Raw genomic sequence first — 25500 nt, 5'->3', positions numbered from 1 at the left:
CACCCGAACAACGGTTCCCCGGGGGCAGCACACGCCTCCGGGGAACATCCATTCGAGGATGCGCGAGAACCGGTGGAAGCGGCTTCCCCACCTTGACGTGCCCGGTCGGGCTGCGCGACATTGAAGTCCGGCATCCGGCGTGCTGGGGGGCAAAGTCGCCAATGCAGACCTTCCATATCAAGAGACCATCCATCGCCGACACCGAGCGGGCACGGCCAGGACCGGGGAGGGACCTGGCACCACTGCTCGCGGGTGCGGCAGTCGCCGTGGGAGGGGTCGGGGCGCTGCTCGCGCTCGTCGACTCGGGATCGCCGTTGCGCGGTCCGTTCGCACTGTTCTTCCTCTTCGCGGCGCCGGCTTCGGCAATTGCCGCGGTGCTGCGCGGAATTGATCCCTTCGGCCGTGTTCTCACCTCGGTGGCGGGTGCGGTGGTCATCGACATGCTGGTGGCCCAGGGAATGCTGGCCGTGCACCGGTGGTCGGTCGACGGTGGAATCGTCGCGGTGGCGGTGATCAGTGGCCTGATTTCGCTATCGGTATTCATACGGCATATGCCGGGCCGTACAACGGCTGACAAAGTTGTGTAACGGTCAAACCAACAAAAACGTGAGACCTCCTTCCAGGTCTTGCCATACAGGTTCAATCATCAATACCGTCGTACATCTCACCCGCACTGGACCATCATCGAGCGGCTCTAGGGGAGGGCTCAAGGACCGCGATGAATCCGGGGCGGGGCGCGGTAGGGGGGTGCCGTGCTCGGTGACCGCTTTTGTGACCGAGTCGTCCGCGCGGCCGGCTTTCATGTTTTCCGGGGGTCGACCAGTTTTGCCAGCTCACCATGCGTGCACGGAGATCCGTATTCTCCGTGGCGCCCGTGAGAACCCCCCTTTCGAACCGGAGCACGAAGCCGGGCCGCCCAGGGGCGGGCGGTCCGCCGGACGAGAGGGACCAGACTCGTGAGTTCTGTTCTGCGCCCAGCGACATCGGGCCAAGATCCGTTAATGTCGGCCACATACCGGCCGATCTCCTCTCACCTGGCGATCACACCGCCGGTGAGTGTGGTGATTCCCGCCATGAATGAGGCGGAGAATCTTCCCTACGTCTTCAAGACACTTCCGGCGTGGATACACGAAGTGGTTCTTGTGGACGGCAATTCCACCGACAACACCGTCGAGGTGGCCCGCGAGCTGTGGCCCGGGGTCAAGGTCGTCGAACAGCAGGGCAAGGGCAAGGGGGATGCCCTGATCACCGGGTTCGAGGCGTGCAGCGGCGACATCATCGTGATGGTCGACGCGGACGGCTCGGCCGACGGTCACGAGATCGTCAGCTATGTCTCCGCTCTCGTCTCGGGCGCGGACTTCGCCAAGGGCTCACGCTTCGCCAACGGCGGCGGCACGGACGACATGACGTTCATCCGCAAGCTCGGCAACTGGGCGCTGTGCACGATCGTCAACCGCAAGTTCGGCGCCCGCTACACCGATCTCTGTTACGGGTACAACGCGTTCTGGCGGCACTGCCTCGACAAGATCGACCTCGACTGCACCGGCTTCGAGATCGAGACGCTCATCAACATCCGGGTGGTCAAGGCCGGTCTCAAGGTGCAGGAGATCCCCAGTCACGAGTACCTCCGTATCCACGGCACGAGCAATCTGCGCGCCGTGCGGGATGGGATCCGGGTGCTCAAGGTGATCCTCAAGGAGCGCTCCAACCGGCGTGCGCTGCGCCGCCGTTCGCACTCCACGATGATCGACACGCTGGACCCGCAACGCGATCCTCAGCTCGACCAGCAGCTCGACCCGCAGCTCAACTCGGTCCGGGGAGAGGTGTCTTGAGCAGTCACGACATCTCCGTCGTGATCTGCGTCTACACCGAGGACCGCTGGGAGGACATTCTCGCGGCGGTCTCCTCGGTGCGGGCGCAGTCACGGCCCGCGCTGGAGACGTTGCTGGTCGTCGACCACAACCCCGCTCTCCTGGACCGACTCACCAGGGAGTACAAGGACGTTGGGGAAACCGGTGAGGTCCGCGTGCTGGCGAACGCGGGTCCGCGCGGTCTGTCCGCGGGCCGCAACACCGGCATCGCCGCCTCGCGCGGCGAGGTCATCGCCTTCCTCGACGACGACGCCGTGGCCGAGCGGGAATGGCTGCGGTACTTCGCCGAGGCGTACGCCGACCCGAAGGTGATGGCCGTCGGCGGCCGCACGATGCCGATCTGGGCGTCGGGGCGCAGGCCGGCCTGGTTCCCCGAGGAGTTCGACTGGGTGGTGGGCTGCACGTACAAGGGCCTGCCGCCGGGCCGGGTCCGGGTGCGCAACGTGCTGGGCGGCAACGCCTCGTTCCGGCGTACGGCGTTCGACGCGGCCGGCGGCTTCGCGACCGGCATCGGGCGCGACGGCGACAAGCGTCCGCTGGGCGGCGAGGAGACGGAACTCTGCATCCGGCTCACCCGGGCCAGGCCGGACGCGGTGCTGCTGATCGACGACCGGGCGGTGATCCACCACCGGGTCCCCGCAGTCCGCGAGCACTTCGGATACTTCCGCACGCGCACGTACGCCGAGGGTCTCTCCAAGGCCCTGGTGGCCCGAAGTGTCGGCGCCGACAAGGGACTTGAGTCGGAGCGCCGGTACACGACCCGGGTCCTGCCGGCCGGAGTGGCACGCGGCCTGCGCGACACCGCACTCGCCCGCCCGGGCGGCGCGGGCCGAGCGGGCGCGATCATCGCCGGGGTGTTCACGGCGGCGGCCGGGTACGTCGTCGGAAGCGTCCGGGCCCGACGCGGCGGGGTCACTTACGCGGTGGTCGAGATCCAGGGGGACGCACGCGAGCGCGGGGGCGGGCGCGGGCGCGGGCGTGGGCGTGGAGGCGGTAATGAGCGCGGGGGGCGGACATGAGAACGGGGACGCACACGGGCGCGGGGAGACACCTGGACGCGGGGAGGCACCCGGGCATGGGGACGCACCCGGGCGCGGGAGCGGACACGGGCGCGGGGAGGCACCCGAACTCAGGAAGGCACCCGGACACGGGGAGGCACCCGGTCATGGGGACGAACCGGAACGCGGGAGCGGACACGGACGCGCGGACGCACCCGGGCGCGGCGGCAGTAATGAGCACGGGGTCGGACATGAGCACGGGGCCGCACCCGAACGCGGGAGCGGACACAGGCGCGGGCACGCACCCGGGCACAGGGAGGCACCCCGACACGGGGAGACACCCGGGCATGGGAACGCAGCCGAACGCGAGAGCGGACACGGACGCGAGGACACACCCGAACTCAGGGAGGTACCCCGACGCGGGGAGGTACCCCGACGCGGGGACGCACCCGGGCACGGGGACGCACCCGAACGCGGTGGCGGCGACGAGCGCGGGGGGCAGCCATGAGTGACGCACCGGTGCCGATCCTGATGTACCACTCGGTCGCCACCGCCCCGAACGACGCCACCCGCGCCCTCTCCGTCGCGCCGGAGGCGTTCGCCGAGCAGTTGGCGCTCCTCGGCGATCTGCGCTTCACGCCCATCAACACCGCTGATCTCGCGGCGAGTTGGCGCTCCGGCAAACCGCTGCCCGAGCGTCCGGTCCTGATCACCTTCGACGACGGATACGAGGGTGTGCACCGGCACGCGCTGCCCGCGCTGGCCCAACACGGCTTCGCGTCGACCCTGTTCGTCTCCACCGGCTGGATCCGGGGCGCCCACGACACCGGGGGCGGCCTGGACACCATGCTCGACTGGGACCAGGTGCGCGAACTCGCGGGCGCGGACGTCGAGATCGGCGGTCACAGCCACACCCACCCGCAGCTCGACCAGCTCGACGACGACACCCTGCGCACGGAACTGGTCCGCTGCAAGGAGATCGTCGCCGACGAACTCGGGTCCGTACCCGTCTCGTTCGCGTATCCCTACGGCTACTCCAGCCGCCGGGTGCGCCAGGCGGTGCGGGATACCGGGTTCGCGCAGGCGCTCGCCGTCGGCAACGACCTCGCCCGGCGCCGCCAGGGACCGTACGCGCTGCGGCGGGTAACTGTGCGCCGCAGTACGGGAGTCGAGGAGTTCGAGCGGCTCGTCGAGGGCCGTGCGATCGCCCGCAACTTCGCCAGGGACCGTGCCCTCACCCAGGGCTACGCCATGGTCCGCAGAGTTCGACAGGTCCGCCGGAAGGCCAGCCGTTCCCGTGTCTGACACGACGACCACCACCCAGGACGCGGTGCCCGAGACCGAGGCGCCCCAGCAGACGGGGCGCCGACTGCGCCTGCCGGGAAGGAACAAGTCCCCCGGCGGCAGCCCGCTGTTCCGCAACGCCTACGCCCTGATGCTCAACACCGGGATCTCCGCGGTGCTGGGGCTGGGCTACTGGCTGATCGCCGCCCACTACTACTCGCCCACCGCGGTCGGCCAGGGTTCGGCGGCCATCGCCGCGATGAAGCTGCTGGCCGGGCTCACGGCGGTCACGCTGACCGGCGCCCTGGCCCGCTTCATCCCGGTCGCCGGACGTGCCACCGGGCGCCTCATCTTCCGTACGTACGCGGGCAGTTCGATCGTCGTCGCGTTCGGGGCCGGGATCTTCCTGCTGACGCTGAACGACTGGGGACCCTCGTACCGCTTCCTGCACGGGCCGATCCCCGCGCTCGGCTTCGTCGTCGCGGTCATCGCCTGGAACCTGCTCACGCTCCAGGACGGGGTACTGACCGGGCTGCGCAGCGCGCCCTGGGTGCCGGTGGGCAACACCGTGTTCTCGGCGGTGAAGTTGGCGCTGCTCGTCGGGCTGGCGTCGGTGTTCGCCGCGAGCGGTGTCTTCGTGTCCTGGGTCGCCGCGATCGCGTTCTCCGTGGTGCCGCTCGGCTGGCTGGTGTTCCGGCGGTTGGTGCCCCGGCACATCAAGGCGACCGCGGAGCACGCGAGGCCGCCGACGCTGCGGGAGATCGGCAGGTTCCTCGCCGGGGACTACACCGGCTCGCTGTTCTCACTCGCCGTGGTCTATCTGGTGCCGGTGATCATCGCCTCGCAGGTCAGCTCCGAGGACAACGCGTACTTCTACATCACCACGACGATAGGCGGCACGATCAACCTGCTCGCCATCAACATGGGCGCCTCGCTGACCGTCGAGGGCTCCCACGACCCGGCGCGCATCGCCGCCAACACCCGGGCCGCGCTCAAGCGGATGGCCCGGATCATGCTGCCGATCTGCGGACTGCTGTTCATCGGCGCCCCGTACATCCTGGGCGTGTTCGGCGCGGGCTACGCGGACGCGGCGACGCCGCTGCTGCGCTGGTTCGCGGTGGGCGCGCTGCTGCGGGTCCTCATGGAGACGTACTTCGCGGTGCTGCGCGCGCAGAGCCGCACCGCCGGACTCGCCTGGCTACAGGGCCTGTTGTGCGCCCTGGTGCTCAGTCTGACGCTGCTGCTGCTCCCCCGCATGGGCCTGACCGGCGCGGGCGTCGCCGAGATCTCCAGCCTCGCGGTGATCGTGGCGATCGCCGCGCCCAAACTCTTCAAGACGCTACGGGCCGCACCGGCCGCGGAGTTGCCCGAGGACGCGGCACCGGACGGCGACCTCGCCGACCTGGGCGCGCGCGAGGTGCCGGTCGCCGCACCGCGCCGTCGCGGCCCGGCCTGGGCGCTCGACTCCGACACCCTCGCGCTCGGCATCCACGTCGACTTCGACCACCTGGAACGCCGGCCGGACGTACGCCCGGGCCCCGGCACCCCGCCCACCGGCACGCCCATCGTGTCCGGCGAGCAGCGGCCGACCTGGGCGCTCGGCATCAAGCGGTCCGAGATCGTGGGACTGCCCGTGGAGGAGCGGGAACCCGGTTCGGAGTCCTCGGTGAGCCCGTCCGCCGAGCCGGAGGTGGACGCGCCGTTCGAGGCCGCGGGCGGCTCCGACCGGGTGGTCGTACCGGAGGAATCGCTCGTACGGGAACAGGCCCGGGAGGACGCGGCGGAGAAGGAGCGGGAGGCACAGGAGTCCGAAGTACCGCCGCCCGCACGCCCGTTGTCCCTGCGCGAGCGCCTGGTGCCCACCCGCCCCGGTGTCGTGCTCGGCTGTCTGCTGGTCGCCGCGCTGCTCCTGTACTGGGTGCCCGCGGCACGGCTGGGCGAGTCCGACCTGGACCGCATGGGCGGGCTGGGCCTGATCTCGGTGCTGCCGCTGCCCACGCTGGTCGGCGCCGCGCTGCTGATCGTGGTGTTCGCCGCGCTGCTGTGGCTGGGCCGCGAACACAAGGCACTCCTGCTGATCACCCTGCTCGCGACGGTGATCTCCCTGCACGCGCTGCCCGCGGTGATCGAGACCGAGCCGCGTTTCCCGACAGCCTGGCAGCACCTCGGGTTCATCGACTACATCGACCGCACCGGGTCGGCCGTACCCGACCTGGACGCCCGCTGGAGCTGGCCGGGCTTCTTCGCGGTGGCCGCGTTCATCGGCAAGGCATGCGGGATCACCGACTGGACCGAGGTGATCCGCTGGTGGCCCACGGCCATCCAACTCGCCTATCTGGCACCGATGTTCCTGCTGGTGCGCTCGCTGCGGGCGAGCTGGCGGGCGAAGTGGACCGGCATCTGGATCTTCGTGCTCAGCGGCTGGGTCGGGCAGGACTACTTCTCCCCGCAGGGCTTCACCTTCCTGCTCTACCTGGCCTTCGTCGCGATCCTCCTGGTCTGGTTCCGGGCACCCCACGTCCTGTGGACGAGGATGCGTCCCGGCGAGGCGGAGGTCGAACCCACCGACCGGCGCCAACAGGCCGTCCTGCTCCTGGTGTTGATCGGTCTGTTCGCGGCGAGCGTCCCGGCCCACCAGCTCACGCCGTTCGTGATGCTGGGCGTGCTCACGGTCCTCGTCCTGCTCGGCCGCTCCGAACTCCGCGGCCTGCCCATCCTGTTCGGGGTACTGGTCGCGGTCTGGCTCGGTTTCATGGCCGAGCCGTACTGGTCCGGGCACTTCAACGACCTCTTCGGCGGGGTCGGCGGCGTCGGCAGCAATGTGTCGACGTCCGTCTCCGGCCGTATCCAGGGCGGCAGTTCGACCCACAAACTGGTCCTCTACACCCGCGTCCTGCTGGCCGGCGGCGTCATGGCCTTCGCCTGCTGGGGCTGGTGGCGCCGCCGCGACCACAAATACCGCGAACGCTCCCTCCTCGTCCTCACCTTCGTCCCGTTCCTGGGCTTCGGCATGCAGTCCTACGGCGGCGAGATGGCGCTGCGCGTCTTCATGTTCGCGGTGCCGGGCGCGGCCCTGCTCGCGGGCCTCGCCCTCTTCCCGCGCACCGGCGCCACCGCCAAGGAACGCGAGAAGGACCGCGTGAGCCTCGCCCCGCTGGCCGCGCTGCTCGCGGGTCTGCTGCTCATGGGCGGCTTCCTGGTGGCCCGTTGGGGCAACGAGGGCTTCGAGCGGGTGCGGCCCGGCGAGGTCGCGGCGATGAACTACGTGTACGCCCACGACAAGCCGACGGTACGGCTGCTGTGGCTGAGCGACGACACGGTCAACGACGTGACGCCGGCGATGCCGTGGGGCGCGAAGGACATGGAGCGGGTCAACTACGTCCCGACGCTGGCCCCTTCGGACCCGGTGCTGGTGTCCGGTCTGGTCAAGGCGCTCAAGGACGCGGGCCCGAACTCGTATCTGATGCTCAACAAGAGCCAGGTCGTCTCGCTCCAGCTGGACGCGGGCTACTCGGCGACCTGGGAGTCCCGGCTCATCCAGAACCTGGACAACCGGCAGGAGTTGAAGAAGGTCCTCGTCAACGCCGACGTGACCATGTACTCCCTGCGCGAGCAGCCGGCGGGTGCGGTCCCGAAGCCCGATCCCGGGCCGATCGGACCGCAGATCACCTGGACGCCGTGGTCGGTGGTCGGCGCGCTCGCCGCCCTCGCCCTGATCCTGATGCTGACGGCCCGAGAGGTCGTCCGGGTCGCGGTCCGGCCGAGTGTGCGTCAACTCCGGTGGATGCAGAGCAGTTTCTGGTTCTCGCTGCCCCTGCTGGCGGTGGTGCTGGCCTCGCTGGTGCAGCGGTTCCTGACGATGAAGTGACCGTGAAGGAGCGGAGTTCCGGGGCTCTACGGGGTCAAGTGGCTTATCGGGTCAGCCACTTGACCCCGTAGGCCACCATGTCGAACTGCTTGCCGTCGACCTCCGCGCTGATCTGCCGGTCCAGGGTGTTCACGACCAGGATGGTCTTGTCGGTGGCGAGGACCCGTACGTTGGGCACGTCGTCGGCGGCGACCGACACGGTCTCGTACTTCGCGCCCGGCCCGAAGGCCGCGTCGAAGCGGGAGACCAGGTCGTACATGGGGAGTTGCCGCCCGCCGTCGGAGCTGTCGGTCGGCGTCCACAGGCAGCCCGCGCAGTCCGTGCCCTTCTCCTCCTCCGGGTTCCAGTAGAAGCCGGAGGTGGTACCGCCCTTGGCCAGGGCGATCATGCCGGTGGCCTGGACGGCGACGCGGTGGGTCTCGGACCAGCCCTTGCGGTCGTCGTTGCCGTCGGCGGGCTCGACGTAGTACTCGGCCCACCACAGCGGCAGGTCGTGCGTCTGCTCACGGACCCACTCGCTGACGGCGGTGAGTTTGTCGGTGGCCCCGAACTCGTTCGGCAGCAGGTCGTCGTCGTTGGTGTAGCTGGAGCCGTCGACGACCACGAAGTCCGCGCCGACCTTGTTCTTGTTCCAGTAGTCGAAGGCGTCGATGATCCGCTGGTCCATCGCGCCCCAACTGCCCTTGAAAGTACTGGAGGCGTTCGCGTCGCGCGGGTCCACGCTGTCCATCACCAGATAGGGACCGCCGACCATGATCTTCGGGTTGACCTTCTTCAGCGCCTTGTAGACCAGGTTGTAGAGCCGGGTGTAACCCTCGTAGTCCCAGCGCTGTTTGGCGTCGTTCCAGAAGCCCTTGAACTCGTTCCACACGATGAAGTGGGTGACGTCCGGGTACCGCTTGGCGACGGTCGCGGCGAGCGCCGCGTAGTCCGCGTAGTGGTCGGGCTTCGGCGCCGTCTCCAACGAGGCCTGGCTCCAATTGGTGTTGTCGACACCGGACTTGCCGCCCTTCATCCAGTCCGGGGAGCAGCACAGCGTGATGACCGGGGTGCCGCCCGACTTGCGCATGAAGTCGACACGGCGGTCCAGGGCGCCGAAGTCGTAACGCCCCTTCACCGGCTCGGGGTTGTCGGCGCCCCAGCCCATGATGGCCTGGTCCTGCGGGAGTTGGGACTTGGCCAGCAGCCCCTCGACGCGCTCGGTGGCGGTGTCGCTGCCCTCGTCGGCGCTGTACTGGGTGTGGGTGAAGCCCCAGCCGACCTCGGGCCGGTCCTCGTCGGGCGGGCTCGCCGGGGTGCCGTGCACCTTGTCGCCGTCGCGTGAGGTGCCCGTGGTGCTGCCGCCGCCGGGCAGCGTGTTGATCAGGGTCACGATCAGCGCCAGTGCGGCCACACCGACGCCGAGCAGCGCGGTGAGCCGCCACCGCAGTGCCCCCGAATTCCACCCATGACGTCCCATCAAGGGCAACAGTAACGTCGGTGCCGGGCGGTGGGGCAGGTCTCCGCGTGCACAGCCTTGTAACAGGGCGGAGGGGATACACAGCGGACACAGTCAGGACACATCGGATGCCCCGGACGGAACCGACACTCGGGGGCGCACTGCGGAAAGCGGGTGCACACGGCGTCCGTGTGCCGGATCATGGCCCCATGTCCGCTAACCCACACGACGCTCTGCCGATCCGGCTCAACGTCGACGACTCCGACTCCCCGTCCGACGTCGTCGACGCGCTGTTCCTCGGCCGCTTCGCGACGGGCGAGCAGCCGTACTCGCACGCGGCGAACATCGACCGTGTCCGGACCGGGGCGACCCTGCTCCCGCCGGGCGCCCGCGTGCTGCGCGCCGCCCGCGACGACGACCGCAGCGCGACCCTCGCCGAGGGCGACGGCTGGACCCTGCTGATCTCCCGCTGGAACCGCGGCGCCGACGTCACGGTCACGGCGACCAGCGAAGAGCTCGCCGAGAAGGTTCTCGACCAGGCGACCGACGGCGCGGCGGACGAACCCGAACCGCAGCCGGAGAACGTGACGATGGGGTTCTGGTACGTCTCCCCCAGGCGCGGCCCGCACCGGACGACCCGGCAGATCTCGGCGGGCACGTGGGACGAGGTGCGCGCCAACTACACGCGTCCGGTGGCCGACGCGATGAACACCCTGATGAAGACGACCCCGGAGGACATCGCGGGTCGGCTGCTGTTGCTGCACGGCCCGCCCGGCACCGGCAAGACCTCGGCGCTGCGCACGCTGGCCCGTTCCTGGCGGGACTGGTGTCAGGTGGACTGCGTGCTGGACCCGGAGCGGCTGTTCAGCGACGTCGGCTATCTGATGGACATCGCGATCGGCGAGGACGACACGACGGGCAAGGGCCGCTGGCGGCTCCTCCTCCTTGAGGACTGCGACGAGTTGATCCGCGGCGAGGCGAAGCACACGGCGGGCCAGGCCCTGTCCCGGCTCCTCAACCTCACGGACGGCCTCCTCGGCCAGGGCCGCAACGTCCTGGTCGGCGTCACCACCAACGAGGACCTGGAGCGCCTCCACCCCGCCGTCGTCCGCCCGGGCCGCTGCCTCGCCCGCATCGAGGTCGGCCCCCTCACCCGCAATGAGTCGGTGAACTGGCTCGGCACGGAGGAGGGCGTGGGCCGCGAGGGCGCGACCCTGGCCGAGCTGTACGCGTTGCGCCGAGGCACGCAACCGACATCGGTACCGGACCAACGGGAGGGCGCGGACGCGGGGTTGTACCTGTAGCGACACCGGCTCCGCCACTCCGGTAGCCACGCCGACCGAGCCGCCCTTCCGACAACACCGGCTGCGCTACGCCTCGTAGTCCGTCGGCAGCCCATCCCATACGGCCGCCATTCATTTCCGCCGCAACGGCGCTCAGCAACAGCGGCGCACAACGGCGGTGCCGAACTCCCCTCACCCCTCCCCATAAGCCGCCCGCAGGGCATCCCGCACGGCCGCCACCGCATCCCCCTCCGTGAGCCCCAGCCGCCGAACCTTCTCCGCATAGGCCTGCGCGGCCAACGACGCCTCACGCTCCGCCGCCGAGCCCGCCGCAGCGACGAACGTCCCGTTGCGCCCACGCGTCTCGATCACCCCGTCCGCCTCCAGCGCCCGGTACGCCTTGGCGACCGTGTTCGCGGCGAGGCCGAGCGACTCGGCCAGCCCCCGGACGGTGGGCAACCGGTACCCCACCGGCAGCACCCCCGCCCGCGCCTGCTCGGAGATCTGCGCCCGCACCTGCTCGTAGGGCGCGGCACTGTCATCGATGTGGATCTTCAAGGTCACGGCCCGATTGTCCCGCACCCACCACGGAACGCACCCTCCGGAAATCCGGCGAAGACACCCTCCGGAAAATAAGAGGCACTCCCGCGCGCCCCCGCCGTAGCGTGCGACCCCATGACCGTGATCGCACGCGACCTGCGCCCCGATGTCCGGGCGGACCTGGACGGTTTCGTCGAGGTCCGCCGACTCGCCCTCCCCTACGTGCTGTTCACCCCGGAGTCCGTCGCCCACGACATCGCCCACGCCCAGCCGGAGGCCGCGCTGCGCAGGCTGGTCGCGGAGGAGGACGGCGAGATCATCGGCACGGCCCAGGTCGGCATCGCCTACGACAGCCCGGAACCCGACCGCGGCTTCGTCAACGTGTACGTGCACCCGGAGCGGACGCGCCGGGGCGCGGGCTCACTCCTGGCCCGCGCCGCCGAGGAGCACCTGGCCGCCGTGGGCGCGACCACGCTCTACGCCTGGGTTCTGGACGAGCCGGCCAACCACGCCTTCGCCGAACGGTTCGGCTATACGGCGAGCCGTTCCGCGTACTTCCTGCGCCTGGACCTGGCGCAGGGCGCACCCCCCCCGCTCCAGGACCCGCCGCCGGATGTCGAGATCCGCCCGGGCTCCGACTTCTCCGACGACCCGCGCCCCCTGTTCGAGCTGGACGCGGAGACGACGGCCGACGAACCCAGCGACATCGGCGTCGAGTTCACGGACTACCGGGCCTGGCTGGACGGGACCTGGCAACACCCCTTGTTCAGCCAGGAGTTGACGTCCGTGGCCCTCGTCGACGGACGCCCCGCGGCCTTCAGTGCCGCCCGCACGGACGACGGCACCCGCTACGGCACGGTGATGACCGGCACCGCCCGCGCCCACCGCGGCCGAGGCCTCGCCAAGAACGACTCCCTGCACCGCGCCCGCGCCGCGGGTTACACGGAGGCGTTCACGGGCAACGACACCGGCAACGGCCCGATGCTCGCGATCAACACCTGGTTCGGCTACGAAACCTGCGCCACGGAGGTGCGCTATGTCCGCGAACTCACCTGAACCCATTCGCCGGTTGGACGTCATCCTCGTCAAGGCCGGCCGCACGAAGATCCGTTACGCGGCCGAGCTGCTCTTCGACGACGGCACCCGCCTCGCCGTCCGCGCCCCGTGGGCCGGTGACGGCGTCCGCGACTTCGGCTTCGTCCGCTTCGAGCACGGCGACATCTTCACCGAGTACTACTGGCGGGACCGCTGGTACTCCCTGAAGGAAGTCCGGGACCACGCCGGGGAGTTGAAGGGCTGGTACTGCGACATCACCCGCCCCGCCACACTCTCCGGCACCGAACTCGTCGTAGAGGACCTCGATCTGGACCTGTGGATCTCCGCCGACGGGACGGACGTACGACGGCTGGACGAGGACGAGTTCGAGGAGAGCGGACTGGCCGGGTCGGACCCCGCGGCCGCGGCGGCTGCCGTGGCCGCGCTCGACGAGCTGGAGAGGCTGGCCCGTGAGGGCGGGTTCGACGCGCTGGTGGCGTGACGGCGGGCGGGCTCGGTCAGACGTCGGGCGGACTCGCTCAGGGGATGGCGGGGATGGCCACCACCGCGTACCGCTCGTCGTCCACGCCCTTCCCCCACAGCTGCGGGTCGTCCGACAGCCGCTCCACGTGCACGTACCCGGCCAGGGGCGCCAGGAGTTCGGTGAGGCGGTCGGCGGGTATGCCGACCGGGCTGACCGTCCCCCAGCGGCCCTCGATCAGCACGAGCCGCCCGCCGGGGCGCAGCAGCCCGCGCCAGTGCCGCAGGACCCGGCCGGGGTCGGGCAGCGCCCACAGCACATGCCGTACGAGGACGACGTCGAAGAGCTGCTCGCCCACCGGCGGTGCCGCCGCGTCACCGATCAGGAACGCCGCGTCACGGCCGGCCAGCTTGGCGCGGGCGAGGTCCACCATCGCCGGGGAGAGGTCGACGCCGGTGACGTGGTGCCCCTGCTCGGCCGCGAGGAGCGACAGGCTGCCGGTGCCGCAGCCGAGGTCGAGGATGTCGGCGGCGCGGTCGGGCAGCCAGCCGTGCAACCGGTCGGCCCAGGCCCGGCGGATCTCCGGGTCGCGCAGCCCGTGATCGGCCTCTTCGTCGAAGGTCGCGGCCTCCGCGTCCCAGTCGACGTTCGCTACAGGTTCACTCATGCGCCCAGCGTGACACCCGCCACTGACAGTCCCAGCGTGACAGCCGCCACAGACAGACCGGCGCCGATGAGTCACTCTCCCCGGAACGGTCTACCCCGTGAGAACACGACCCGGGTGGACACAAGGAGGCAGCCATGCGCCGCGTGACCGTGCAGAAGCCCCTGAAGAAGTCGGACACCCGTCGGGTACGGGACGAGACCGACGAGCGCCCTGTCGAGCGCCCCGAGGTCCGAAAGGACATCGCCCGCACATGGTGGCCGGACGGCTGACCCCGGTCCGCCGCCTGCCCGCCCCCGGTCAGCCCGGCCGCTTCCGATAGTGGACGCGGTCGTACGGCCCGTCCGTGCGCCGCTCCACGACCTCGTACCCGAACCTCGGGTAGATCTCCTGGTTCTCCCACATCAGCGCGTTGGTGCAGAGCCTGACCTCGGCCGGCCCGAGTTCACGCGCGCGTGCGTCCACGAACTCCAGGAGCAGCCGCCCAGCGGCACTTTCGCCATGTGGTCCGCCTACGTGTGGTCCGCCTCCATGGGCTGCGGCACCACACCGATGCGCGGAATGTAGTGGCGGTACGCCACATCGGTCACAGCCTTCACCACGGGCACATCGGCGACGGCCGCGACGCGAACCCCGTCCGCTCCGCTCATCCGCACCACCTCTCCGGACGCACGGGACCGTCCCTCCCTGAGCCCTCAGTTAGCCCTGCCTTAACACGACCATAAGGATCTCCCTCTCCCGTCTCCAGCAGGCGATTTCGCGGTTTCCAGGGGCTAGCTTCTGATCACCCCCACGGGATCCGTCCCCCGCGCCGAGCACCGTCCGAGGAGTTGGAGTTCCGCCATGCCCGCACGCCGTAAGGCCGCCGCTGTCGCCGTCCTCGGTCTGACCCCCCTCGCGCTGACCGCACTCAGCGCGGCGCCCGCGGTGGCGCACGGTTCGATGGGCGACCCCGTCAGCAGGGTCGCGCAGTGCTACGCGGAGGGGCCGGAGAGCCCGAAGTCGGACGCGTGCAAGGCGGCGGTCGCGGCCGGTGGCACGCAGGCGCTCTACGACTGGAACGGCATCCGGATCGGCGACGCGAACGGGCAGCACCAGACGCTGATCCCGGACGGCAAGCTGTGCAGCGCGAACAGCGAGGAGTTCAAGGGCCTCGACCTGGCCCGCGCCGACTGGCCGGCGACCAGCGTGAGCAGCGGCTCGTACACCTTCAAGTACCGCGTGACCGCCCCGCACAAAGGCACCTTCAAGGTCTACATCACCAAGTCCGGCTACGACCCCGCGCAGCCGCTCGCCTGGGCGGACCTGGACCTGGAGCACCCCGTCGCGACCTCCACCGACCCGGTCGCGACGGGCGGCTTCTACACCTTCTCCGGCGCCCTTCCGCAGCGCTCCGGCAAGCAGCTCCTGTACGCGATCTGGCAGCGCTCGGACAGCCCGGAGGCGTTCTACTCCTGCTCGGACGTCAGCTTCGGCGGCAGCGGAAGCGGCACGGGCGCCAACGGCGGTGGCACGGCGGGCAGTTCGAAGCCCACCCCGGTCGCTCCCACGACTCCCGCGCCCACCGCCTCCGCCCCTTCCAGCCAGCAGATCGCGGCCGGTGCCGACAAGTCGACGGTCGAGCACAACGGCCACGGGGACGCGGACGCGAGCACGTCGGCGGAGCCGGCCGCCGCGACGGACCAGGCGACCACCGAGGGCAACGAGCCGCAGGCGGAGGGGAGTTCGAAGAACCTCGCCGAGACAGGCGCCAACGACAGTTCGCCGTATCTCATCGTGGGCGGCGCGGCCTCCTTGGCGCTCGGCGCCGCGGCCCTGTTCGCCTCGGTCCGCCGCCGCGCGACCAACGGCGGTGGACGGCACGGCCGTTAGTACGGCCCGTGCAGGGGGCGGGGCCTGTCCGGCGGCTCAGGTCGGACAGGCCCCGCGGCGTGCCTACGGTCAACTGAGCGCCGACAGGCAGTTGGTGGTGGTGGCGTGCGCGGGGTCGAGGGCGTTGGCGACCTCGTGGAAGGCGATCCGGTCGGTGAGCCCGAGCAGGGCGTGCTCGGACAGATCCACTGAACACAGGTTCTGGATCAGCACGTTGTGCACGTCGGACCCGCTCAGGAACTGACTCGTGTAGGGCGTGACGACCTCGTCGTACTTGGTGGCGATGACCGTGTAGTGGACGCCGGGGACGGTGTCGCCGCCCGCGTTCAGCTTGGCGAGGAACGCCGAGCCGGCGACCTGGTCGGCGAGGCCGGGAGCGGCCGCGGCGATCACGTCCTCGGCGCCCGGGAAGTACGGCAGGAGTTTGGTGAGGCCGTCCAGGGTGGTGCCGTGGTTGTCGGGCGCGATGCCGACGAAGGTGTCCACCTTGGCGGCGCCACCGAGGAACTTGAGGTAGTAGCGGGGCATCATGCCGCCCTGCGAGTGTCCGACCAGGTCGACCTTGGCGGCGCCGGTCGCGGCGAGCACCTTGTCGACGTAGACCTGGAGTTGGGCCGCCGACTGGTCGATGGGGCCGAGGCCGTATACGAGGGGGACGCCGGGGAGCTGGCCGTAGTCGAGGGAGAAGACGCAGTAGCCGCGGACTTCCAGGTACGGCGCGAGGGCCAGCCAGTTGTCGGTGGCGTTGGCGAAGGTGCCGTGCACGAGGACGACGGGGTCGGGGTGGGCGGCGGAGGGCCGACAGCTGTAGTCGTTCCAACCACTGCTGGGGGCGCTCGCCGCGTGCGCGGCGGTGGCGGGAACGGCGGCGACCGCGGCGGTCAGGAGCAGCGCGGTCAGGGGTCTGAGCAGTCGTTTCCAGGGCAGCATCGTGTGATCTCCTTGCGGCTCAAGGGAGTTGCGACGGCCTTACGCCCTGTGATCCGGATCACAAGAATGCTGTTCACTCGTCAAGTTACGAGCGAGTAGGTGAAGTGTGAAGTTACGCGTCAGTAAAAACTTCCAGTGATAACCAGTCACCAGGCCGGCCTGAGGGGACCGTAGGGCGCAATACGCCGCAAACGGTCACACAACACGCGCACTTCACTCTCCCCCAGCAGTTCGACCCACGGCTGCACGGCCTCCAGGGCCGCCTCCTCCGCGGCTCGCGTGCAGGCCCACCCCAGCTCGGTGAGCACGACCAGCCGGGCGCGCGCGTCACCGGGGTGCGGACGCCGTTCGGCGTACCCCTTGCGGACGATGTCGTCGACGAGCTGACTCGCGGCCTGCTTGGTGATTCCGAGATGGGCGGCGAGGTCGGTGGCCGTCGCCCCGTCCGGCGCGAGCCGCGCGAAGGCGAAGCCGTGCGCCGGGCGCACCTCGAAGCCGCGGGCGATGACCCCGTCATTGATGCGCTTCGTCAGATCGCCCGCGGCGGCGAGCAGAGCGGCGGTCAGGGCGATGGCCTCGGAGTTCTCCACGACGGCATTGAAACACCCTTGACGGATTGGTCAAGCTGCTTGACCATGTTGAGGACATGGTCAAGCAGCTTGACTATCTACTTCTGGAGGCAGTCGTGCCCGTCATCCATCCGTCCGACGCCGTCGTCCACGAGATCCACGGCGCCCGCTTCGTCTCGTACGCCCATCCCGGCACCGGCAGCAAGGAGTTGTGCGCATGGCGGGGCGAGATCCCCGCCGGCACCAAGGCTCCCCTGCACACCGTCAACCACGAGGAGATCCTGCACATCCTCGAAGGCGAGCTGGTGATCACGCTCGACGGCCGTACCGAACGGGTCGGCGCGGGTGACACGTTGATCGTCAACCCGGGGGCGACCTTCGGCGTCGAGAACCCCACCGACCGGACCGTGATCACCTGGGTCACCACGACCATCGGCCTGGAGGCGGAGCTGGCGGACGGCACGCGCATTGTCGCGCCGTGGGCCAACTGACGTACGAACAGGGGGCCTTGGTCACATGTGGACGATCGGAGCGCTCGGCTCACCGCTCTCAGGGCGGCCCTTGCGGAACATGAGCGCCGCGATCACGGCGCCGGCGACGAAGAGGCCGGCCGACCACCAGTAAGCGGTCGAGTAGCTGTGCAGCCGGGCCTGCGCCACGGTGGCCCGGGTGGGTGTCCTACCGACGAGGTAGGCGGTCGCGGCGCTCGCGGCGAGGGTGTTGAGCAGAGCGGTGCCGATGGCACCCCCGACCTGCTGCATCGTATTGACCGCCGCGGAGCCGACGCCCGCGTCCTCGACCCTGATCCCGTGAATGGAGAGGCTCATCGCGGGCGGCAGCGACAGGCCGATACCGGAACCGATCAGGAGCAGTCCGGGCAGCACACCGGTCGCGTAGCCGCTGTTCAGGTCGAGCGCGGTCAGCAGGGCCAGGCCGGTGGCCGACGTCAGCAGACCCAGGGGCACGAGGATCTTGGGGCCGATCTTCGGCAGCAGCACGCTGATGGACAGCTGGGCGACGACCATCAGGCTGCCCATCATCGGCAGGAACGCGAGGCCCGTCCTGACGGGGCTGAAGCCGCGCGAGGACTGTAGGTAGTAGGTCAGGAAGAGGGAGACCCCGAAGAGTCCGGCGCTGGCGATGGCCATCACCAGGAAGGACGCGCCCCGGGTGCGATCGGCCAGGACCCGCAGGGGCAGCAGCGGATGCGTGGCGCGGGTCTGCCACCAGGCGAAGGCGGCCAGCAGTAGCACGGCGGCGGCCAGGGGCGCCCAGGTCATCGGCGAGGACCAGTCGTACGTCTCGGCGTTCGCGAAGCCGTAGACCAGGCCGAAGAGACCGGCCGAGCCCAGGACGGTGCCGGGGAGGTCGAGCTTGGGCCGTACGGCCGGGGCGCCCTTGCGCATCAGGGCGAGTCCGCCGGTGAACGCGATGACGGCGAAGACCAGGTTGACGTAGAGGGTCCAGCGCCAGTTCAGGTGCTCGGTGAGCAGTCCGCCCAGCAGCAGTCCGAAGGCGCCTCCCGCACCGCCGATGGCCCCGAAGACGCCGAAGGCGCGGGCCCTGTCCTTTGCCGTGGTGAAGGTGACATTGAGGACGGCGAGAGCGGCCGGTGCGAGCAGGGCGCCGAAGAGTCCCTGCATGACACGCCCGGTCACCAGCACTTCGAAGTTCGGCGCCGCGCCGGCCAGGGCCGAGGAGCCGGCGAAGCCCGCGATGCCGACCAGGAAGGCGATCTTCCGGCCGAAGAGGTCGGCGAGCCTGCCGCCGAGGAGCAGCAGACTGCCGAACGCCAGGGCGTAGGCGGTGACGATCCACTGCCGGCTTCCGTCGCTGAAACCCAGGTCGCGCTGCGCGGACGGCATCGCGATGTTCACGATCGTGACGTCCAGCACGACCATCAGCTGGGCGATCGCGATCACGATCAGCACCCACCAGCGACGACGGTCGGACGCGTCTTCGGCCGCGACGGGGACCGGCGGCGGGGGTGCCGCCGTTTCCTCTTCGTCGGTCAGGGGCTTGGGCGATGTGGACATGGGGCTCTCCGGGGCGAAAAAGGCAAGCGAAACGAAGCCGTTTCGGTACGCCAGTGTACCCACATAGTGGCAGTAACTGCCACCAAGCTTTATCTGCCGCGAGGCAGTGACTGCCGAATTCCTGGGATCGGTGCCGTATCCCGCCTCGGCGAACGGGTCATACCGCGTCCGGCCCACCCGGGCCGGGCGCCGGAAGGGGGACATCGCCGGTACGGAGAAGTTCGAGAGCGTGCTCGATGGCCAGGCCCAGGGCGGCGGGATCCTCACCGCCCGCCCACTCCGCGACCGCGATCTCGACGACGGCCGCGATGTTCGCGGCGGCGAGGGCCGCGACCATGTCGGTGGTACGGCCTCCGGTGCGCCGGCCGATCTCCTCCGCGAGGCTCTCGCGCCACAGCCAGTTCACGGCACGCAGCTCGGCGTGGAGGGACCGGGTCCGGACGATGATCTGGTAGACGACCTTGCGCCGCTCCGAGTCGCCCTCGATGGTCCGCCGGACACTGTCGACCACCTCGAACAGGGCCTGCGGCAGCGGGACTTCCTCGGGCAGAGCGCGCAGTTCCTCAAGCGCGGTGTTCAGGGTGTCCTCGGTGAAGCGGACGACGAGCGCTTCCTTGGTCGGGTAGTAGCGGTACACCGTCCGGGGGCCGACCTCCGCCGCGGCGGCGATCTGATCGACCGTCGTGGCGTCGAACCCCTGCTCGCTGAAGAGCGCGATGGCCGTGTCCGCGATGAGCTGACGGGTCCGCTCCATCTTGATCTCTCGAAGTCCCACTCCACACCCTCCACACACCGGTCCACTGCCCTTGCCTGTCACATACTGCCATATGGCGCACACCGCCATACGGCAGCAAGAGCCAGTACAGTCGAGGCGGGACCCGGACGCCCGAGACCCGGATACCAAGCCCTCCGCCGTCCGAGCCCCCGGCATCCCTGACATCCCCGATAGAAGAGAAAGCAGACGATCATGACATTCAGCCGCCGTCAGTTCTCCGCGCTCGGCGCGGGAGTCGCAGCAGCCACGCTTTCCGGCGTCCCGGCAGCCGGGGCGACGACCCGTGGCTCCGGGCCCGCGGTGCGCAACGTCGTACTCGTGCACGGCGCCTACGCGGACGGCTCCTCCTGGGCGAAGGTCATCCCGCTGCTACAGGCGGCGGGCATGAACGTCACCGCCGTACAGAATCCGCTGACGTCCCTCGCCGCCGACGTCGCCGCCACGAACTTCGCGCTGGCCCGGCAGGACGGCCCCACGATCCTGGTCGCGCACTCCTACGGCGGCACCGTCATCTCCGAGACCGGGCTCGCACCGAACGTCGCCGGGCTCGTCTACGTCGCCGCCCGTGCCCCGGAGGCCGGTGAGGACTACGCCGCGCTCTCCGCGAACTTCCCCACCCCGCCGGTCACCGCCGGGATCGTCACCTCGGGCGGATTCAAGTGGATCGGCCGGTCGGCGTTCCTCAAGGACTTCGCCAACGGCGTGCCCAGGAAGGAAGCCCTCGTGCTCTACGCGGCCCAAGGGCTGCTCTCGACCGCCGCACCCACCACGAGCGTCGCCGCCTGGCACCGGAAGCCGTCCTGGTACGCGGTCTCGAAGGACGACCGCACCATCGACCCCGAACTCGAACGCTTCATGGCCCGGCGCATGAACGCCACGACCATCGAGGTCGACTCCGGCCACCTGTCGCTCGTGACACACCCGGAAGTGATCACCAGGCTCATCCTGCGCGCCGCGGCGAACAGTTGACGCCCCCGCGCCTCAACACCCCGGTCGATACGACGTTCTCGTTCCGTAAGGTTTTCGACCACCCCAAGCGCATCGAACGGGACGAAGCTGAGCGGTGAACGTGGGCGGCTACCGTCCACGCGACGTAACGGTGCGGGGAATGGAGTGACCATGGTGGTCCGTGGTGTCGGCGGGATCATCCTCGTCGTGCTCGGCGCGGTCTGGATCGCGCAGGGCGTCGGCGCGATGAACGGCTCGGCCATGTCCGGCCACGGTCAGTACGCGGTGCTGGGTGTGGTGGTCGCGCTGATCGGGCTCTTCCTGCTGCTGCGGGCCTGGCGGGTGCGGAACACCCCCCGCCAACGCCCTTGAGCGCGGGGACAGTTCCGGGCGACAGAGGTCAGTCCGCCAGCGCCGCCGGGCGTACCGCCTCCTGCCCGAAACGCCGCCGGGCCCGGTCCGCGGCGGCTTCGACCGCGCGGGCGCGGGCGTCCCCGGGATCCATGGAGAGTTGACGGTAGGCACAGCTCGCCGGCCGCAGGTCGTCGGCGCGGAGCGCAAAGGCCCGGACCCGCGCCCGCTGCAATCCCAGAGAGGTCAACAGGCCCAGGGCGGTGGCGGCGACGGCGGGTGAGTGGTCGGTGGGTTCCGGCAGCACCCGCGTACGCGTGGTGGAGCTGCGGTCGGCGTATCTCACCGTGAGGGTGAGTCGGCCCGCGAACTTCCTTTCTCCGCGCAGGCGTTGGCCGATCCGGTCGGCAAGTCCCAGGACGGCCCGGTGGTGTTGGGCCGGGTCCAGGCAGTCCCGGCTCAGGACCAGGTCAGCGGCAAGCTGCGCCGCCGGTTCCGCGGGGACGACCGGGCGGGGGTCGTGGCCGCGGGCGCGCTCGGTCAACAGCCGTGCCTGGCCCGCGCCGAGGAGTCGTTGCAGGGTCGCCGGAGGCAGGTCGCCGATCTGGCCGATGGTGTGCAGGCCGTATCGGTGCAGCGTGTCCGCCGTGGCACGGCCGATCCCGGGCAGCGCGGTGACCGGCCGGGGGTACAGCCAGTCGGCCGCTTCCCCGGTGGGCACCCAGGTGGTGTCCCCCGGGGCGGACGCGTCGGCCGCCATCGCCGCCAGCATGCGGTTGCCCGCGAGGCCGGCGCTGCTGTCGATGTCGTAGAGGGCCTTCAGTCTCATCTTCACCGTCTGGACCGCGTCGTAGGCAGACATGTCGAAGTACCGGAGCGCCGAAGTCAGGTCCACCTGAAGGGCGTTGGGCGGGATGGCCTGGACGTGGGGCGTGATCCCGGACACCAGTTCGATTATGTCGTCGTACCGAGCCTCGCTCAGCGCGGCATGCAGATGGAAGTGGGCGATGTGCCGCCGACGCGTGGTCATCCCGCTCATCCCGCACTCCCCGGGCTGCGGTGGCCGAACTTCTTCAGGTCGGCCGAGCGGGTGCCCGCGGGCTGGAGGTCGGCGTAGGGGTGGAGGCGGGCGCCTGTGGTGCCGTTGGCGAGGGTGCGTTGGGGCTGGGCGGGCGTCGGATGCGGGCGGTCGGCGCCCAGGAGAGCGAGCGCCGCCTCGGGACCGTCGTCCCGGCGGGCGCCCGCGATCTCGTCCAGGTCCCAGGCCATGGAACCGACGACGGTACGACGGGTGCCGCGCACCTGGACCGTGCCGCGCACCAGCAGCAGCCCGCTGTGGAAGACGGTGTACGCGCAGGCCGGATGGGAGTCCTCGAAGAAGGCGAGGTCGACCAGGCCCGAGCCGTCCTCCAGGGTGACGAAGATGATCCGCTTGCCGCTCGCGATCGGCGGGGTCTGCGTCGAGGCCCGCACCCCGGCGACCAACACCTGCTGCCCCGCGCGCAGTTCGGCCAGGTGCGCCGCGTCCGTCGCGCCGATCTCGCGCAGCAGCCGGTGGTGATGCTCCATCAGATGCCGGGAGACGTCGATACCGAGGGTGCCCAACTCGGCGCTCAGCGCCTCGCGTCCGGTCATCTCCGGCAACCCGCTCGGCTCCACTCCCCCAACGGCCCCCGTGTCCATGGGCAGTTGGCCGGCCCCCGCGGTCCGGTTGCGGGACTGCCGGTGCAACTCGGCGATCTGGAGCAGCAGATCACGCCGGGTGAGGCGACCGTCGTGCAGACAGGCCAACGCGCCGATCTCCGCGAGGCGTTCGGCGACCGGTCTGCTGGGACGGCCCCGCTGCCAGAAGTCCGACAGCGATCCGTACGGCTGCCCCTCCTCGATCCGCGCGCACTCCTCCTCGCTGATACCGCGCACCCCGGACAGCGCGAGTCGCACGCCCCACTCCTCCTTCTCGGTCATCTCCACGGTGTGCTTCACCCGGGAGCGGTTGATGTCGACGGACAGGATCGGCACACCGCGCCGGCGGGCGTCGGAGACCAGGACGCGCTTGGGCCACATCCCGGGGTCGTGTTCGAGCAACCCGGCCAGCAGGAACGCCGGGTGGTGCGCCTTCAACCAGGCACTCTGCAAGGCCGGTACGGCGAAGGCGACCGCGTGGGCGCGGCAGAAGCCGTACGCCCCGAAGGCCTCGACGGTCTTCCAGACCTCGTCCCGGACGGCCGCGCTGTAGCCACGCGCGCGTGCCTTCTCGTGGAACCAGTCCTTGATCCGGGGCAGTTGCTCCTTGTCGCCCAGCGCCCGCCGGGTGATCTCCGCGAAGGCCCGTTCGCAGCCGGTCAGCACATGCAGGGTGTCGATGATCTGCTCGTGCCAGATAGTCACGCCGTAGGTGTCGGCGAGCACGGGTTCGAGGTCCCGGTGCGCATACACCGGCGTACCGCCATGACGCGCGGCGATATAGCGCTCGGGCATCCCGCCGGCGACCGGGCCGGGGCGGAAGAGGCTGATGTCGGCGATGACGTCCTGCACGTCGCGGGGTTGGAGCCGGGACAACAGGTCCTGCTGGCCGGGGGATTCCAGTTGGAACAGGCCCAGCGTCTGGCTCTCCTGGATGAGCTTGAAGGCGAACACGTCGTCGAGCGGCACCTGTTGGGGGTCGTCGAGGTCGATGCGATTGCCGGTGGCGCGTTCGATCTCGGTGACGGCGTGGGCCATCGCGGACTGCATGCGTACGCCGAGGACGTCGAGTTTGATGTTGCCGAGCGCTTCGATCTCCTCCTTCGCGGCCATCGCCATGGGGTAGTCGCCCTGCGGGGTGGGCTGCACCGGCAGCCGGTCCAGGAGAGTGGCGTCGCTGATGACCACGCCGCAGGGGTGCATGGCCATGCCGTGGACCAGGGAGTCGAGGCCCTCGGCCAGTTCCCACAGCGGCCCGAACCGACCTGCCTCGCCTGCCAGTTGGCGTAGTTCGGGCAGTTCGGCGAGCGCGCTCGTGATGTCGGAGGCACGCAGGTGCGGGAAGCTCTTGGCGATCCGGTCGACGTCGGCCGGGGCGATGCCGAGCGCGAGGCCGGTGTCGCGCAGTGCCCTGCGCGCGCGGTAGGTCTCGGGCATCGCGGTGACCGCCACCCGCTCCTTCCCGAACCGTTCGAAGATCGTGTCGTAGCACTCCAGGCGGCGGGCGGACTCCACGTCGATGTCGATGTCGGGCAGCGATTCGCGGCGGGTGCTCAGGAAGCGTTCGAACAGCAGGCTGTGGTCGAGCGGGTTGGCGGTGGCGATGTCCAGCGCGTGGCAGACCAGCGAGCCGGCGCCGGAGCCGCGCGCGGCGACCCGGATGCCCTTGGCCCGGATGTCGGCGACGACCTGGCCGACGGCGAGGAAGTACGCGTCGTAGTTCCAGTGGGAGATGACGGCGAGTTCCTCCTCCAGCCGGTCGCGTGCCGCCCGGTCACGGTCGAGGCCGCGTCGCGCCAGGCCCTCCTCCGACCTCAGGCGCAGCAGCCCGGCCGCGCCGCCCGTCTCCGGTCCGGCGCCGAAGAGCGACGGTTCCGGGAAGTGCGGGGTGCCGAGGCCGAGGTCGGCGGCCGGGTCGACGGCACACCCGGCCGCGGTGTTCGCGGTGTCCGCCAGCAGCCGGCGGGCCCGGCGGACGTCCGCTCCCGCGCACTCGGCGATCATCCGGGCCACGACCGTCATCTCCCTCTCGTCCTTGAGCCAGCGCTGCCCGCTGTCCAGCCGGCGCCGATCGATCGGGCGCAGCAGGCGTGCCGCGTCCAGGACGTCGGCGAGGCGGTGCTGGGCGGGGTCGGCGTAGCGGACGGCGTTGGAGAGCACGGCGGTGGTGCGGGTGCGGTCGGCCAGGGCGAGGGTGCGGGCGGCCAGCCGCAGGGAGCCCGGAGCCGTGCCGAAACGATTCTGCGCTACGGCCTCCAAGCGGACCCCCTTCCCGAAGATCTCCCGCCAGGGCGCCAGCAGCTTCATCGCGACGTCCTCCCGGCCCACCGACAGCGCCCGCACGGGCTCCGAGAGTGGCCCGAGCAGCACGGTCAGTCCGGGGCCGCCGTACGCGCGCAGCGCCTCCCACGGCACCACCGGCGCCGCACCGGACAGGGCACCCTCGTGCGCCGCCGACGTGATGCGGCACAGCCGCGCCCAGCCCGCCCGGTCCTGGGCGAGCAGCACGAACCGCAGGGGCGGCTCGACCACGTGCGCGCCACCGCGGGCGGGGGTGCGCGGGCGCTGTACGGGCGGCGGGGGTGCGAGGGCCTCCACCGCCAGGTCGATGCCGAAGATCGGCCGGACCGCTGTTCCGGCGCACGCCTGCGCGAAGCGAACGGCGCCGGTGACCGTGTCCCGGTCGGTGAGCGTGAGCGCCGTCATGCCCTGCCCGACCGCCCGCCGGACGAGCTGTTCGGGGTGGGAGGCGCCGTAGCGGGCGGAGTAACCGGACGCGACGTGCAGATGGGCGAAGCCCGCCATGCCGCACCTCCATCGCTCCACCCCTTTTCGGCCATCCGTCCGATATGTTCATCGCACGCCCGTTCGATT

22 protein-coding genes and 1 pseudogene are annotated in these 25500 nt (G+C 70.4%); 13 read left to right on the top strand and 10 right to left on the bottom strand.

The window, feature by feature from the left end:
* Positions 1-161: 161 nt before the first annotated feature.
* From OG194_RS37455 to OG194_RS37435, 5 genes are all read left to right on the top strand, one after another.
* Positions 162-587, top strand: a complete 426-nt coding sequence (locus tag OG194_RS37455) for a hypothetical protein (protein ID WP_327405176.1) — start codon at positions 162-164, stop codon at positions 585-587.
* Positions 588-956: 369 nt separating this feature from the next.
* The gene (locus OG194_RS37450; protein ID WP_327405175.1) at positions 957-1832 is read left to right on the top strand and encodes a glycosyltransferase family 2 protein; all 876 of its coding nucleotides are present in this window, start codon (positions 957-959) and stop codon (positions 1830-1832) included.
* Entirely contained in the window at positions 1829-2890 is a 1062-nt protein-coding gene (locus OG194_RS37445) for a glycosyltransferase family 2 protein (RefSeq protein ID WP_327405174.1), read from the top strand. Before OG194_RS37450 ends, OG194_RS37445 begins: the two co-directional genes overlap by 4 nt.
* A gap of 483 nt (positions 2891-3373) precedes the next feature.
* The gene (locus tag OG194_RS37440; RefSeq protein WP_327405173.1) at positions 3374-4174 is read left to right on the top strand and encodes a polysaccharide deacetylase family protein; all 801 of its coding nucleotides are present in this window, start codon (positions 3374-3376) and stop codon (positions 4172-4174) included.
* Positions 4167-8021, top strand: a complete 3855-nt coding sequence (locus tag OG194_RS37435; protein WP_327405172.1) for a lipopolysaccharide biosynthesis protein — start codon at positions 4167-4169, stop codon at positions 8019-8021. The genes OG194_RS37440 and OG194_RS37435 overlap by 8 nt, the downstream gene beginning before the upstream one ends.
* Positions 8022-8064: 43 nt before the next feature.
* On the opposite strand, the gene OG194_RS37430 is transcribed toward OG194_RS37435, so the two are convergent.
* Positions 8065-9480: a GH39 family glycosyl hydrolase gene (locus OG194_RS37430; protein ID WP_327405171.1), complete on the bottom strand. Its 1416-nt coding sequence runs from the start codon at positions 9478-9480 to the stop codon at positions 8065-8067.
* Between the two features lie 188 nt (positions 9481-9668).
* Here OG194_RS37430 and OG194_RS37425 point away from each other — a divergent pair, with 188 nt between their 5' ends.
* On the top strand, positions 9669-10763 hold the full coding sequence (locus tag OG194_RS37425) for a DUF5925 domain-containing protein (protein ID WP_327405170.1): 1095 nt from the start codon (positions 9669-9671) through the stop codon (positions 10761-10763).
* 171 nt (positions 10764-10934) lie between these two features.
* Here the strand turns inward: OG194_RS37425 and OG194_RS37420 are convergent, their stop codons facing one another.
* Positions 10935-11306, bottom strand: coding sequence for a GntR family transcriptional regulator (locus OG194_RS37420; RefSeq protein ID WP_327405169.1), 372 nt, complete (start codon positions 11304-11306; stop codon positions 10935-10937).
* Between the two features lie 111 nt (positions 11307-11417).
* Between OG194_RS37420 and OG194_RS37415 the strand changes: the two genes are divergently transcribed.
* Both OG194_RS37415 and OG194_RS37410 read left to right on the top strand, forming a co-directional pair.
* Complete coding sequence (locus OG194_RS37415; RefSeq protein ID WP_327405168.1) at positions 11418-12338, top strand: GNAT family N-acetyltransferase; 921 nt, start codon at positions 11418-11420, stop codon at positions 12336-12338.
* Positions 12319-12819, top strand: coding sequence for a DUF402 domain-containing protein (locus OG194_RS37410; RefSeq protein WP_327405167.1), 501 nt, complete (start codon positions 12319-12321; stop codon positions 12817-12819). The genes OG194_RS37415 and OG194_RS37410 overlap by 20 nt, the downstream gene beginning before the upstream one ends.
* Before the next feature lie 37 nt (positions 12820-12856).
* Here OG194_RS37410 and OG194_RS37405 read toward each other — a convergent pair whose 3' ends face one another.
* Complete coding sequence (locus tag OG194_RS37405; RefSeq protein ID WP_327405166.1) at positions 12857-13465, bottom strand: class I SAM-dependent methyltransferase; 609 nt, start codon at positions 13463-13465, stop codon at positions 12857-12859.
* A 134-nt stretch (positions 13466-13599) separates the two neighbouring features.
* Between OG194_RS37405 and OG194_RS37400 the strand changes: the two genes are divergently transcribed.
* Positions 13600-13734: a hypothetical protein gene (locus OG194_RS37400; protein WP_267930306.1), complete on the top strand. Its 135-nt coding sequence runs from the start codon at positions 13600-13602 to the stop codon at positions 13732-13734.
* A gap of 28 nt (positions 13735-13762) precedes the next feature.
* Here the strand turns inward: OG194_RS37400 and OG194_RS37395 are convergent.
* A pseudogene (locus OG194_RS37395) lies at positions 13763-14112 on the bottom strand (GNAT family N-acetyltransferase).
* Between the two features lie 193 nt (positions 14113-14305).
* Here OG194_RS37395 and OG194_RS37390 point away from each other — a divergent pair.
* Complete coding sequence (locus tag OG194_RS37390; RefSeq protein ID WP_327405165.1) at positions 14306-15334, top strand: lytic polysaccharide monooxygenase auxiliary activity family 9 protein; 1029 nt, start codon at positions 14306-14308, stop codon at positions 15332-15334.
* A 69-nt stretch (positions 15335-15403) separates the two neighbouring features.
* Here OG194_RS37390 and OG194_RS37385 read toward each other — a convergent pair whose 3' ends face one another.
* Positions 15404-16264, bottom strand: coding sequence for an esterase/lipase family protein (locus tag OG194_RS37385; RefSeq protein WP_327405164.1), 861 nt, complete (start codon positions 16262-16264; stop codon positions 15404-15406).
* 146 nt (positions 16265-16410) lie between these two features.
* The gene (locus OG194_RS37380) at positions 16411-16854 is read right to left on the bottom strand and encodes a MarR family winged helix-turn-helix transcriptional regulator (protein WP_327405163.1); all 444 of its coding nucleotides are present in this window, start codon (positions 16852-16854) and stop codon (positions 16411-16413) included.
* 95 nt (positions 16855-16949) lie between these two features.
* Here OG194_RS37380 and OG194_RS37375 point away from each other — a divergent pair, with 95 nt between their 5' ends.
* Positions 16950-17324: a cupin domain-containing protein gene (locus tag OG194_RS37375; protein WP_327407342.1), complete on the top strand. Its 375-nt coding sequence runs from the start codon at positions 16950-16952 to the stop codon at positions 17322-17324.
* 21 nt (positions 17325-17345) lie between these two features.
* Here OG194_RS37375 and OG194_RS37370 read toward each other — a convergent pair whose 3' ends face one another.
* On the bottom strand, positions 17346-18869 hold the full coding sequence (locus tag OG194_RS37370; RefSeq protein WP_327405162.1) for an MFS transporter: 1524 nt from the start codon (positions 18867-18869) through the stop codon (positions 17346-17348).
* A 157-nt stretch (positions 18870-19026) separates the two neighbouring features.
* Positions 19027-19644, bottom strand: a complete 618-nt coding sequence (locus OG194_RS37365; RefSeq protein WP_327405161.1) for a TetR/AcrR family transcriptional regulator — start codon at positions 19642-19644, stop codon at positions 19027-19029.
* Between the two features lie 192 nt (positions 19645-19836).
* Here OG194_RS37365 and OG194_RS37360 point away from each other — a divergent pair, with 192 nt between their 5' ends.
* Both OG194_RS37360 and OG194_RS37355 read left to right on the top strand, forming a co-directional pair.
* Positions 19837-20613: an alpha/beta fold hydrolase gene (locus tag OG194_RS37360; RefSeq protein ID WP_327405160.1), complete on the top strand. Its 777-nt coding sequence runs from the start codon at positions 19837-19839 to the stop codon at positions 20611-20613.
* A gap of 150 nt (positions 20614-20763) precedes the next feature.
* Positions 20764-20964 (top strand): hypothetical protein, encoded by a 201-nt coding sequence (locus tag OG194_RS37355; protein WP_327405159.1) that lies wholly within the window; start codon positions 20764-20766, stop codon positions 20962-20964.
* Positions 20965-20992: 28 nt separating this feature from the next.
* Here the strand turns inward: OG194_RS37355 and OG194_RS37350 are convergent, their stop codons facing one another.
* On the bottom strand, positions 20993-21973 hold the full coding sequence (locus tag OG194_RS37350) for a DNA polymerase Y family protein (RefSeq protein ID WP_327407341.1): 981 nt from the start codon (positions 21971-21973) through the stop codon (positions 20993-20995).
* A gap of 5 nt (positions 21974-21978) precedes the next feature.
* Positions 21979-25431: a DNA polymerase III subunit alpha gene (locus tag OG194_RS37345; RefSeq protein WP_327405158.1), complete on the bottom strand. Its 3453-nt coding sequence runs from the start codon at positions 25429-25431 to the stop codon at positions 21979-21981.
* Positions 25432-25500: the final 69 nt, after the last annotated feature.

Source organism: Streptomyces sp. NBC_01288, from assembly GCF_035982055.1.
GTDB lineage: Bacteria > Actinomycetota > Actinomycetes > Streptomycetales > Streptomycetaceae > Streptomyces.
The sequence above is the reverse complement of the archived record's forward strand: the minus strand, read 5'-3'. Positions and strand labels throughout refer to the sequence as shown.